Here is a 12,365-nt window from a genome sequence, read left to right as displayed (position 1 = left end):
ATGCAACATCTATTGGTCGACCATGTAACGGCAGATCTCACTTATTTGGCCCTTCAACATCGAGTCGATCTCGTCGTTGCTGCTCAACAATACTCATCACTTAAGGACACATTATGTCACTTATGATTATCGGTCACCGGGGTGTGGCTGGAAGCTATCCAGAAAATACTCGTGTCAGCGTACAGGCTGCGATTGATATGGGGTTGTCTTGGGTAGAAATTGATGTTCAACCCACCAAAGATAATATTCTAGTCGTATGCCATGATCACACCATCAACCGCTGTAGTAATGGAAAAGGGCGAATTGATGCCTATACCTTAGCCGAGTTACAGCAGTTCGATTTTGGTGGTTGGTTTGATCCTCAATTTAGTGGCGAACCGATCATGACACTACAAGAGTTACTTGAACTCGCCGCTGATAACCAATTAGGGTTAAATATCGAAGTCAAAATCGATCAACACGATGCAGATCAAGTGACAAGACAACTCAAAGTGCAACTTGATCGAAGTCGCTTAGACCCCAAAAAGGTACTACTTTCTAGCTTTAGCCATGAGATTATTCGTAAGCTACATCAACACTGTCCTGGCTATCGACTCGGTGTTTTAAGTGAACGACTCTCTAACAAAGACAAAGAAGTCATGCGAGACGTTGAGGCATTTAGTGCAAACCTCAACTATCGCTGGATAACCCAAAGACATATTGATTATTTACGAATTCACGGATATCAAATTTGGTGCTATACCGTGAATGACCCCAATAGATTTAGTTATCTTGATCATGTGGACGCGATCTTTTCAGATTGGCCGAGCCGATTTATGAAAAAAAGCCAATAAATGCTCTCACCACCTAATTTTTTCTGGTTATACCCAAACCACTTGAAGTTGCAGGTAGGCGGCAAGTGAGTGACAAATTTTTCTGGAACGAATTTAAATAGCCGTGACGAAAACCAAGTATGGCTCTAGCTCTCATCATCCCGATGAGCAATGTGATTCGAGTAAACGAAGATAAACAACACCGTTGCAGCTTCAATAAGTAGCGGACACTCAACTGTAGGAAAAAGATGAAACATTACTCATCTTTTTCTGACATTCGTTTAATTTAGTTCACTTAAATATGCACAAGGTTATCATAGTAAACCTCAAATAAAATTCGAGATCGTATATGTCGACTAAAATCTATTTATTATTATTACCGCTGTGTGCAAGTACCAGCGCTTCTATCTTAGAATTTGAAGGCAAAGTGCGCTATCCAACATGTCAAGTTATGGTCAATGGGATAGCCAACCGGCCTATTATTCAATTACCAAGTGTTCATATCAATGATCTTTCAAAAATTGGATACGTTACAGGTGAAACAAGTTTTGATGTGACACTATACGATTGTTTAAGAAGTATGACCCTAGAACAGCGTTGGGATGTTCTTTTTTCACCATGGGGTATCGATAAAAATAGAGAAAGTTTGATTCCTGGGATGGTACCAGCTATTTCAGGTAGTGCCAAAGATATCGGGTTACAAATTTTAGAAAACCCAGCTGGTCAACCAATAAATAATGAATTTATTGGCGATTTACTTATTGGTTATCGATTGAAGGAAGCCATCATCATTCCTCCTGGTGAATCACAAGGCTCACGAACTTTTGCTATACGTTATATATCACTCAGTGATACACCTCAACCTGGAACGCTAAATGCTTATGTACAATACGCCGTGACGTATTTTTAATTGGGATAACTTAAATCATATTGATCAACTAATCACTGAATGATTCAAATGATGGTTGGTTTAATAAAACTTAGATAAATTTTCAGTTGATCAACGAAAGTTTAACTCGACGATTTAATGCCCGACCGGCTGCGGTTCCATTATCTGCTTTTGGCATTGTCTCACCATAAAAAACGACTTTTATATTATCTGAAGGTATAGAGTAATTTGACTGCAATAACTGGTAAACAGACAGCGCTCTCTTTTCTGAAAGTTTAAAGTTGTAAGTCTTAGAGCCTAAGCTATCACTGTGTCCTGATATAACAATTTTTTGTCCCTTTTTCTTAGCAGTACGCACAAAAATATCCAACTGTTTTTGATCAATCGATATCGGGTGAACAGAATCAAAAGGGAAAAACAAAGTAAGCATTTTAAGTTCAGGCTCAACATCCACTAGTTCGGATTCAACATTGAGAGATAGAACAGGCTTTGAATATTCATCTTTATTTAATTCATTAGGCCGAGAAGTAGCTTCAGAAGGGTGTTTTTTCAATACAGAAAAATGGTAACCTAACGTCAATAAACTTATAGCATCTTGTTTATAAAATCGCTCTGAAAAAACTTTTCTTACTTCAGCTGAAAAAGAAAAATGCTCACTCAATACAATGTTAATTCCGATACCAGTATGAAATTGATTTTCAACTTTACTAGGATAAAATGCACGTGCAATATCACCAGATAAAAATAGAGAGTTTCCTTGATGACCATCAAAATAATATCGACCACCCAACAATACACTTTGAAATCTGCCACTCGATAGCGAATCCGAATATAAATAGTTTAATTGAGCGCTCCAATTTTGATCAAAAAAATACTCCCCACCAATCCCAGGAATATGGTCATCGTCCATACTCCTTAATGGATCATTCCACAACTCGCCTAGAGTGAAATGTACTTTGTAATCGAATGTCTCTTGCGCATATGCTATAGGATAGATAACAAAACACATAAAAAAGGTTATAATTTTTTTCATAATATCATAAAGTTGAAAGTGATTTGGAAAGTGTAAAAACAGCCCCTGAATCATCAATAATATCAAGGGTGACTTTTGGGTTTTTAATCGATGATTCCAGAGAAATCATTTGATATCCATTTGGCGAAATAACACGTTCAAATTTATCTAAGCTATGCCCATCGATTCCTATACCGGCTAAATTAATATGAACAGAAGAATTATTTCTGATAGATAAAAAATATTTTCCATCTTGTGTAATCTCAGATAATGTTAAAAGTTGAGCTAATTTTTCGTTCGGCACCGTCATCGCCATATAGCGATAAAATAATTTGTATTGAGTTTGCATAGTTAATACAATTTTATCTACCCCGGCAGCCTGAACAGGAGGTAACTCATATAGATTAAGCCAGTATAATTGTTCACTCTGAATGGGAACTTGGTTAACATTTACCAATTGGATAACTTGAGATTGACCCGTTTTTAAGGTAAATAAGGCTGGTTTAGTGATCACGGGAGCAATTGCACTCTCTGGTTGGTTATCCAAATCCCCATTATCAACCCAAGACTGCACAACTACGTCATAATCGTTCGTATTGACTACCAACACAGACTGGGATAAACGCTCAGCATCAAAAATAATACGCGTTCCTTCCAATGTAACTCCCGCAGACACCGATGTTGTCATTATAATAGACATCAATAGCCATAATACTGCATATTTCATTGTTTAATTTACCCTCATTACAACACGAGCGGTTGCATAATATCGGCCAGGAGTCACCGTCAAATCAGGTAATGAATTGATAATTTTCCCCAATCTGGCTTCAAAGTTCATAGTATAGAGGTTGCTACCAGATGAATCACCGCCAGGAGCAATACGAGCAGGGTTATATCCTGCAGCAAAATAGTTATCTGGGTTTGCGAATTGCAACTGCTGCCCCGCCTGATTATAAAAAGTTACTGCGATCCCTTTTGCCGTTGTATCTGCATAGTAGTTTTCGCTCAATAAATAAGGAGTAGAAAGATTTGTATAAGCTAAAGATAAATCTTGTGCCAATTTAAAGCTCTCAGCCGTCGGCAAGAAAAACATACTCACCTGTCCCACCCCAGTACCTCTATTTGCCCCACTTTGACAAGAATACGTAACTGAAAAGTTTGCAATACGTTGTGCACCTTGATTTAGTTCTGTTACACCAATACGAGGAAAAGTCACCGTAGGAGTGACAAAGTTCACAAGACACGTTGGTAACCTTTCTATAGTAATACTTTTATATAAACCAATAGTTGCAGGCCAATATGTATACCATCCCGGATAATGTGTTTTATGATTTAGCCCTGGCGTGGGGCCATTTAAATCATTTAAATTAGTCGACAAAGGTAGCCTCACAGCAAAATAGCCTAATGGTTGGGCATCGGTAAATTTCCCCGTAATATCATAACCACTCCATATGGAACTAGTATTGCCATTAGGATGAATATCAGGAATACGAATTAATTCAATTTTTATATTACTGAAATCTTTTGCTTTTAATAAAATATTACCATACTGATCGCGATCTAATCCTCTTAAAGGACGAGCTTTCCATATATGAGAAAAATGCTCGCCAGTTGAGAGGTTGGTAATTCTAAACCCTAACCCTTTTATTTTAGTAGAGTATACACCCGGCATCCCGAAATAAAGTCCGACTTCCAAATCCTCACGCCCCCCCCAGCGATAGTCACCATTGGTGGAATACATTTCATAGATAGAATTTTCGGCATTCGCAGGGCATTTATACAATACTTGTTCAGGTGAAAACTTTCCCGACTCAGCAAATTCCAAAAAAGTTTTTACCGCAGAACTCAAAACCGTTCCTACCGGCTGAAAGTTAATATTACCTACATTGGGGTTGGGGATATTCATGTTAACATAGTTCGTATCTGTAGCGCCTGTCCACGAGCCTGTTGTACCGTATTCGGGTAATACACTGTATAGTCCTCCGGGTTTATTTAAGCTACTACCTGGAGCGTGAGCAATTCGTACACACTTATCAATAGGGCCATAATAAGTAGCTTGTGCAGTCACTGTTAAGCCACACAAAATTACACCTAATATTCTTATCGCCCATTTTTTTATATTTAAATAATCTCTTACTGGCATACAGAAGCTACTCTCAACAATTCTTGACTATTTTTCATCTTATTGGAGATATCATAGCGAATATAGCATTGCTGATTTTCTCTCTCTCCCCAACGAACAGATAATTTTCCGGAAAATTCAGACACACGAAGAAATGCTAATCCCATCTGCGATACCATTCCTATAGACTTTCCTTGACTGTCTTTAATTTCAGCGCCTAAAGGTGGCAAGGTTTCACCTACAATCTGAATTAAGATGGCTTTACCCACGGTAGTTGGTACATCATATTGCAAGATCGCTCCTGCCGTTGGAATCAACTTAAACTGTGTTTCTGCCAACTCAACATCGGTATTGCTAGTCGTTGAAGGATCGAGGGATATCTGGTTAACGGTGTAAGGAGAAAGATGACTCACTACACCATAGCCATTACTATCAATGCTCGCTCCGAATGTGTTTCGTATCCTTGTCCCTTCAGCCATATCCGCTTTAACAACGGCAAAAGAATCACCTAAGCTCTGACTAAAGTTAATCCCACCTTGATGGATAACCACACCACCACGGATATTAGCCCCCCATTGCTTATAATGGTCACTCCGACTGTAAGAGGCACCGAATGCCGCTTTAGTTGAAACACGATTAATGTTCATCGAATACGATGACACCTCCTTATCGAGAGAATAGCTCAATCCATAAGTCGTATTCTCTAGACCACTTAACTGCCCTGAAAGTCCAGCTTGATATGAAGTGCTACTCTTATCGTGTGTTGCACTTAAACTCGCTAAAGTCGGATAACGACGTTCTCCTAAAGGGAGCGAAATACCAACGCTAATGACATCGTCAGACGCTATTTTATCTTCCTGATACACTTTAGAATAATTGACATTTAAGGTGGCTATACCGATTTGTGATGAATAGCCTAATTGAGCCTGGGTTATCGCATCTTTTCCATCACGATAACTTGTATGAGAACCAGAAAAATAGAGCTGCCCCATATTAGCCAAAGACTGATTAATATTTAAACTCAATAGTGCACGCTCAGATTGAGTAAACCCCATCCATTGTGAACTATCTACCTGAGTATTTGCTCCTGCAACATCGTTCAAAGTTCGATAGCCGACCGTGGAATAACGATAACCTGCTAAAGTGATTGTGGTGCCTGTAGTATTAAAACCAATGGAGTAATCCGCTCCTGCTCGCCAACCTTGGTAAGACGTACCATGAACGGTGGCATTCGAAAAAATAGAACGCAAGCCAATAGCACCAACAGGAGTCCCAAGAACCACTCCAACAGCAGCTCCCAAATAATCATCAGAAATACGTACTCCTGTGTTCGTGGTTAAATTATTTGTAATACCTCGTTCGTATACACCTTGCGCAAAATAAGGCCCATCAATGCCAGCAAGACGCAAACGACCTAAAGAAACACTATAATTAACCTGCCCGGGTCGCACAGAGCCAGACACTGCATTAAAAGGGACGGTAAATGTTGTTACTTTACCATTTGCCTCTTGCATTGAAACATCCAAATCGCCTTGGTAATAGGTAGAATATAGATCTCGAATTTCAAATGGACCTGGAGAAACGGTTGTCTGGTAAATTTTTCGTCCTTGTTGAGATACCGTAACAGTTGCAACAGAGTTAGCAACTCCTGCAATAACCGGTGCATAACCACGTTGAGATGCAGGTTTCATACGAATATCCGATTTTATTTCTGCCCCAGTAAAACCGATACTGTCGAAAACGGTATCCGCCGTGTAGGTCTGCCCTACTGTAAGATCACTTTTCCAATTAGGTAATGCAGTTTGAGCATAGCTACGGATATGATTCCACTGATTCTGATTTTGAGAGCCTATATCGCTGTAACTATAATTAAACTGACTTCGTAAGCGCCAAGATCCAAGATTCCCCCCAGCTCGGAGGCCAACAAATAAGCTACTGCTGTTTCCTGTATTACTGCTTGATAGTGACTTAGCTTGAAAATAATTCGCATCATAATTAGAAAAAAATGCAGGATGGCCAAAATTCCATTGAGCTGGAGAAATATAACCTCTCGGCTTAGAAACCATATAAGCTTGAGGAACCAGTAAAGATAATGTCAATTTTGCTTTGTTTAATTCAAACGTAGACTCTTGTACTACACTACAACGTTCATTATCAGAAAAGGAGATATAAACCTCGCTAACGCCCATCGATTTCCATGCATCAACAGAAAAACACGGGACGATGCTTCCATTCAGCTCAACCATATTCACTAAATCACGGCGATAGAATTGATTATTTATATAAATATCAAGGCTGTATTGACCTTTTTCTGGTAATGATTCATTTAGAATACTTTCAAGAATACCGCTTAAAGCATTTTTATCATGAGCCCCCAAAAGTAACGAACTATCAAACTCAAAACCATCCTCTTTTCCATTTGCATAGCATGCAAGACACAGACATATCACTAGCAATAATCGCTGTTTCAAGAGAGTCGATAACATCACAACTGCTTCTCATATGGATAATTAACGGTAAAAGATCCAACGATATGCGCGCCATAATCATTGACATAAGCATACCGTAATACAGCTCCAGAATTCTGAGAAGCTAGATTTCCCGACATGGATTCTTTTCTCAAGTAGTGATTAATCGATAGCTCATCATAGGGCGCGATCATTACCGGGCCAAAGTTATAACGCGTTGCACCAAAATCCAGATGCAGATTCGACAAGCTGATGAAATAGCCTGATTGATTTAGTAACGTGACTGTTTCAGGATCCCCATTCTTTGTATAGGTTAATGTTGCCGACATCTTGGCTATTGATTTACTAGCAGAACCATCAATCGTTGTTGGTCGATAAAACAACTTCACACGGTTACGAAGCACAATTAACAATTGATTCTGTTCTTGAGCTTTATCCATCTTAGGCGGTATCACCAAAAAGTTTAGATAAAAAACGCTTTCCCTATCTTGAGGTAATTGCTGACCGGTGTAGATAATCCTTACCGACTGTCCACTATCAGCATTAACTTTAAAAACAGGTGGTAACACAACAAATGGCCCATCAGCTGTCTCTGGTGTTGATTGAGCATCACCGGTATCAATCCATAATTGAACTATATTTGGGAATTGATCAGTATTAGTAAACTGGATGGTATGTTCTTTGCTATCAGCCGGATAAATCACCCGGGTGTTGGTCAACACAACCGATGCAAAAACCAAAGGCGTGGTTAGCATATAACTCCATAAAAAGACTAAAAAATTTCTCATAGCCGACTTCATTATTCTCATCATTTTATAAGTAACCAGATTCGTTTAATGGTGATATTAATTCCAATACAAAAGAGCATCGAAGACGTTTAGCGATTCTCCTCTTATACTAATATTAACGTCAGTGTCAGATATCGCCACAATGCTGACATTTTAAAAACGTACGGAGGATGTTATGAAAAAGTCTTTTTTAATTATTTATTTAATGATATCAAGTTGTTGCATTGTGAGTTTTAATGGTTATGCTTTCAAACCAATAGGAAGCGGAACCATCATTTTTTCTGGAGCCGTTGTTGAAACTACCTGCAGTGCTTCTTTAAACCAAATCAGTTGCGGTGATTTAAATAGGCTCAAAGAAACTGAACACTTTGCAATTTATCAAGAACAAAAACAGGTAATTAAGACACTCCCCAACAAACTAAAAAGCGTACATTATACCGCTGACAAAACGAGTCTGATGGTAACCGTTGAATACCAATAACGGCTAGGGGATCTGAGTCATAATGATACACTAAGCATCGAAACTAACTCATCCCCTAGAATTCTAGTTATAACTAACTAAATACTGGATACTCGACAATACGCTGCCTGCAGTAGCATCCCCACGTTCGCTAAAATAGCGTATACCTAAAGTAAGGCGACCTTCTGTCTGACCTGCTGGTAACACAACTTCTAATAATGGAGGAGTCGAGAGATCAATCCGCTCCCGCTTGTGATTAATCACCTGAAGCTCAACGTTCTGTGCATCTCCGCCGGTATTTTTCAAGTTACCCGCTTCTGTTGTATCTCCAGCAAGTTGAGTTAGATAAACTTCTTCAATTTGCTGTGGAAGACACTCTCGTAGTGCTAAATCAAACCATTTTTCTCCAAAATAGGAATCAGGTTTGAATAGCCGATTAACCATTACCGCTTCCAGTAAAACTATAGGATTACGGGTTGATCCATTAACTTCGATAGTACAGGTCTGATTACTGGTCGATCCCATAATACGCAGTGTATTATGCCGAGCAAAAACACCACTGGATAAACAAAATAGCAACAGACAAGATAGCATGACAATACGCACATCATCTCCTATTGCATCGTCCTATCTCTAGAATCGCCTAGAGATAGGAAAGACAAAACAGATTAGTTATATGAAACCGCATACTGAAGTGAAGCACGCACAGAACCAGGAGTTGCACCACCTGCTTCAGAAATATACTGAACACCAAAATCAGTTACAGCAGAAGTCGCACCAGCCTCAAGAGTCAGACCACTTAATGAGGCCATAGAAGTCAGATCAACAGGACTCATTGAGTTATCAAGCAGCTGTAGAGCAACGTTTTTTGCATCACCCGTATTACCTAAATTACCGTCAGCAGTAACGACATTACCGACAAAAACGGTAGAAACTTGTACATCTGTTGTCGGAGCTGTACAACCTGTCACACCGATGCTAAACGTTTTCTGGCCAGCTGTTGCTCCTGCTTCTTTCAGAGTCGCTGCAGACACTGACTCTAAAAGGACCACAGGATTCGCATCGTTACCGTTTACCGTAACAGAACATGTTTGATCTGTTACTTCGCCATTAAAAGTGATGGTATTATTCGCGAAAGCTGGTACTGAGACTAAAAAGACTGCGCTGCAAACACCTAATGAAGTCGCTGCTGAAATCATTGTTTTTTTCATTATATTTAACCTATATTTAATTAATAACTGAGCAATAACTGAGAAAAATCATGTAAACTGATTACTCAACTCGAGGTCATTATGTCGAGACAGCTGACTAAAAAACATAGGAAACCGCCCTTAAAGATGTAGGAAAGGTCTTACATTCATGACGTGACATGAGAAGAGATTAAGAATCTGACAAAAACTTGACTATAACTTTATCGAGGTTACAGCTACCATGAACTGGCACTATTATGTAGGTATGCGAATAAGGCTTCGCCCAGATAAAATGCGCTATTTATGAATTTTTATTCGCACTTTGAGAGCCCTTGTGAATGACAACTATTTTGCTTGTAGATGATCATCCCGTAGTATTATTAGCAACAAAAATATTACTCGAACAAAATAAATATCAAATTATTGGTGAGGCAGAAAATGGTATTGATGCATTACAACTGATAAAAAAACATCAACCTGATATTGTAATTATTGACTTAAATATTCCTCTGCTAGATGGAATGGAAGTGATAGAACGTTGTAAGTCGTTGAATTTAAATGCTCGTTTTTTAGTCCTTACTTCGCAGTCTTCAGAACACTTTGTTAATCGTTGTATTCAATGTGGCGCATCTGGTTACTTATCAAAAAAAGAAGGAACCGAAGCATTGCTCACCGCTGTACGATCCATTCAATCAGGTTACAAGTTTTTTCCCGATACATCCTATTACCCGGATACACAAAAAAATAAAACTTCAAATTCAGATGATCTCTCTGTCCTATCTGGAAGAGAAATAATGGTCTTTAAATACCTCGCATCAGGATTAAGCAATAAAGAAATTGCTGAGCAGATGCTCTTAAGCAGTAAAACGATAAGTACCTATAAAACTAGGATTTTTGAAAAGTTAAACCTGACCAATCTCGTTGAATTAATAGAGGTTGCACGTAGAAACAACCTATTATGATTAAGCTAAAGAAATTAATAATACTTTTATTCTTCATCATCACATCTTTTAATATAAAAGGTGTTGAGCTTTATAGTGCCATTTATACTAATAACTATAATCTTCCTAAAATAAACATTACCGATAAAGAAAAAAAATGGCTAAAAAATAGGACATTAAAGGTTGGGTTTATTATTAAAGACTTTCCTCCATATGACATTTCAAATGATGGCCAAGCAAGTTACTATGAAGGGATAACAGCAGATTATTTGAAAATTATAGAATATTTATTAAACATACCAATCCAACTTACACCTTATAAAACAAGACAAGACGCAATTTTAGCTATTAAAAGAAATGAAGTCGATATTCTTACCTCATCCAATATCTATGAAACATCATTAGGCCTGGAACTTTCCATTCCCTATCAATCTGACATTCCTGCACTGTTCATTAGTAATAAACCAATCCATGATAAAAAAGAATTAAAAACTATTGGTATGTTATATGAATATTTACCTAATGAGGTCATAGAAAAAAGCTATCCTAACGCGAAACTTATCACTTATGATACTCCTCAAAAAACCCTCTCTGCCGTACTTTATGGCCAAGTAGATGCTATTATTCTTGACCTCTACTCTGCTAATTATCAAATTAACAGCGAGTTCATTGATAAATTAAGATTTAAAGAATTACTTGATTTTAACTCTAAAGGGTTTGCTTTTGCTATTGCTCCAGAAAACATCGTACTACTTAAATTAATTAATAAGGCACTTGGTGCTATTAATAAAAATGTTTCCTCTTTACTAACTACACATTGGAATGGTGGTGGAACATCTGTTCCAAATAAAAATCGATTACTTCTTGCAAGACAAATGACCAAAAATTATCTTGGTGATAAAAAAAACATTAGAGTGGTACTATCTAAATATTCGGCTCCAGTTAGTTATGTTGGAGAAGATGGCAATCCACAAGGTATTTTCATTGAATTCCTTGACATGATCAAAATATATACAGGCCTGCGTTTTGAGTATATTTTCACCAATAGTATTGAAGAGCAAGTTAATATTTTAGAATCAGGCCGTGCAGATATTAGTGCATTAACCGCAACAATAAATAGAAATGATAGATTTAATTTCAGTAAAAATTTATTAAACAGCTCTTATGTGATTATCTCTAAAAAAAACAGCAATCCAAATAAAAAGCTTAACATATATATACCGAGAAGACATGTCCTTTCAAGAGATATTAAACTAGCCAATCCATCTGCAAATATTATTTTCGTTGACAGCTATCTAGATGCTCTCAATGAAGTAGAAAAATCAGATGATAACTCTGTAACATTAACCCCACTTTTATCTGCAAATTATTATATTGAAAAATATTTCAAAGGAAAGTTATACATAAAAGGAATTGCAACAGATATCCCACCAGCAACATTAAGTATTGCTGCCACAAAAGATAACAATGATATAATTAACCTGTTTTCTCAACTGATTGACTTCATTCCAGCAAATGATATAAAATTAATTTCTAATCGTTGGCAAAAAAATGCACTCCCAGAGCAACAAAGTTGGAAAGACTATAAATATACCATATATACCATTATATTATCTGGAATAACCTTTATTAGCTTAATATTAATTGGTGGTTTTTTTATTATAATGAACTATAGAAGGAGAC

General features: G+C 37.6%; 12 protein-coding genes. 5 read left to right on the top strand and 7 right to left on the bottom strand.

Translation table 11 applies throughout. The annotated features are described in order from the left end of the window. Nucleotides 1-113: 113 nt before the first annotated feature. Entirely contained in the window at nt 114-833 is a 720-nt protein-coding gene (locus CAG57_RS05650; RefSeq protein WP_161428022.1) for a glycerophosphoryl diester phosphodiesterase, read from the top strand. A gap of 328 nt (nt 834-1,161) precedes the next feature. Next, complete coding sequence (locus CAG57_RS05645) at nt 1,162-1,722, top strand: fimbrial protein (protein WP_161439509.1); 561 nt, start codon at nt 1,162-1,164, stop codon at nt 1,720-1,722. Nucleotides 1,723-1,804: 82 nt separating this feature from the next. Here CAG57_RS05645 and CAG57_RS05640 read toward each other — a convergent pair whose 3' ends face one another. From CAG57_RS05640 to CAG57_RS05620, 5 genes are read right to left on the bottom strand one after another with little or no spacing between them, the layout of a single operon-like run. Further along, nucleotides 1,805-2,734: an OmpA family protein gene (locus tag CAG57_RS05640; protein ID WP_161439508.1), complete on the bottom strand. Its 930-nt coding sequence runs from the start codon at nt 2,732-2,734 to the stop codon at nt 1,805-1,807. A 4-nt stretch (nt 2,735-2,738) separates the two neighbouring features. Beyond that, a complete protein-coding gene (locus CAG57_RS05635) occupies nt 2,739-3,440 on the bottom strand; it encodes a fimbrial biogenesis chaperone (RefSeq protein ID WP_161439507.1) in 702 nt (233 codons plus the stop codon). Nucleotides 3,441-3,443: 3 nt separating this feature from the next. After that, nucleotides 3,444-4,856: a fimbrial protein gene (locus CAG57_RS05630; RefSeq protein ID WP_161434035.1), complete on the bottom strand. Its 1,413-nt coding sequence runs from the start codon at nt 4,854-4,856 to the stop codon at nt 3,444-3,446. After that, nucleotides 4,847-7,321: a fimbria/pilus outer membrane usher protein gene (locus tag CAG57_RS05625; protein ID WP_161430536.1), complete on the bottom strand. Its 2,475-nt coding sequence runs from the start codon at nt 7,319-7,321 to the stop codon at nt 4,847-4,849. The genes CAG57_RS05630 and CAG57_RS05625 overlap by 10 nt, the downstream gene beginning before the upstream one ends. Then, nucleotides 7,321-8,091 carry a fimbrial biogenesis chaperone gene (locus tag CAG57_RS05620; RefSeq protein ID WP_161428344.1) on the bottom strand — a complete coding sequence of 257 codons (771 nt, stop codon included), beginning with the start codon at nt 8,089-8,091 and terminating at the stop codon, nt 7,321-7,323. The genes CAG57_RS05625 and CAG57_RS05620 overlap by 1 nt, the downstream gene beginning before the upstream one ends. Nucleotides 8,092-8,266: 175 nt before the next feature. Between CAG57_RS05620 and CAG57_RS05615 the strand changes: the two genes are divergently transcribed. Next, nucleotides 8,267-8,572 carry a hypothetical protein gene (locus CAG57_RS05615; RefSeq protein WP_161434037.1) on the top strand — a complete coding sequence of 102 codons (306 nt, stop codon included), beginning with the start codon at nt 8,267-8,269 and terminating at the stop codon, nt 8,570-8,572. A gap of 63 nt (nt 8,573-8,635) precedes the next feature. On the opposite strand, the gene CAG57_RS05610 is transcribed toward CAG57_RS05615, so the two are convergent. Further along, entirely contained in the window at nt 8,636-9,157 is a 522-nt protein-coding gene (locus tag CAG57_RS05610) for a fimbrial protein (RefSeq protein ID WP_161430601.1), read from the bottom strand. Between the two features lie 62 nt (nt 9,158-9,219). Continuing rightward, nucleotides 9,220-9,762 (bottom strand): fimbrial protein, encoded by a 543-nt coding sequence (locus tag CAG57_RS05605; RefSeq protein WP_161430599.1) that lies wholly within the window; start codon nt 9,760-9,762, stop codon nt 9,220-9,222. 317 nt (nt 9,763-10,079) lie between these two features. Here CAG57_RS05605 and CAG57_RS05600 point away from each other — a divergent pair, with 317 nt between their 5' ends. Then, entirely contained in the window at nt 10,080-10,703 is a 624-nt protein-coding gene (locus tag CAG57_RS05600; RefSeq protein ID WP_161439506.1) for a response regulator transcription factor, read from the top strand. Further along, the coding region (locus CAG57_RS05595; protein WP_161439505.1) for a transporter substrate-binding domain-containing protein at nt 10,700-12,365 on the top strand (1,666 nt) is incomplete at its 3' end. The genes CAG57_RS05600 and CAG57_RS05595, both read left to right, overlap by 4 nt.

It is taken from the genome of Vibrio sp. V30_P3S12P165 (genome assembly GCF_009904905.1).
GTDB classification, from domain to species: Bacteria; Pseudomonadota; Gammaproteobacteria; order Enterobacterales; family Vibrionaceae; genus Vibrio; species Vibrio fujianensis.
This window is presented reverse-complemented; position numbering and strand designations above follow the sequence as displayed.

What these genes read in the sequence shown, in the direction of transcription:
- CAG57_RS05625 (WP_161430536.1), bottom strand. Translation starts at nt 7,321, where the DNA reads ATGTTATCGACTCTCTTGAAACAGCGATTATTGCTAGTGATATGTCTG.
- CAG57_RS05630 (WP_161434035.1), bottom strand. Translation starts at nt 4,856, where the DNA reads ATGCCAGTAAGAGATTATTTAAATATAAAAAAATGGGCGATAAGAATA.
- CAG57_RS05605 (WP_161430599.1), bottom strand. Translation starts at nt 9,762, where the DNA reads ATGAAAAAAACAATGATTTCAGCAGCGACTTCATTAGGTGTTTGCAGC.
- CAG57_RS05620 (WP_161428344.1), bottom strand. Translation starts at nt 8,091, where the DNA reads ATGAGAAATTTTTTAGTCTTTTTATGGAGTTATATGCTAACCACGCCT.
- CAG57_RS05645 (WP_161439509.1), top strand. Translation starts at nt 1,162, where the DNA reads ATGTCGACTAAAATCTATTTATTATTATTACCGCTGTGTGCAAGTACC.
- CAG57_RS05615 (WP_161434037.1), top strand. Translation starts at nt 8,267, where the DNA reads ATGAAAAAGTCTTTTTTAATTATTTATTTAATGATATCAAGTTGTTGC.
- CAG57_RS05635 (WP_161439507.1), bottom strand. Translation starts at nt 3,440, where the DNA reads ATGAAATATGCAGTATTATGGCTATTGATGTCTATTATAATGACAACA.
- CAG57_RS05650 (WP_161428022.1), top strand. Translation starts at nt 114, where the DNA reads ATGTCACTTATGATTATCGGTCACCGGGGTGTGGCTGGAAGCTATCCA.
- CAG57_RS05600 (WP_161439506.1), top strand. Translation starts at nt 10,080, where the DNA reads ATGACAACTATTTTGCTTGTAGATGATCATCCCGTAGTATTATTAGCA.
- CAG57_RS05640 (WP_161439508.1), bottom strand. Translation starts at nt 2,734, where the DNA reads ATGAAAAAAATTATAACCTTTTTTATGTGTTTTGTTATCTATCCTATA.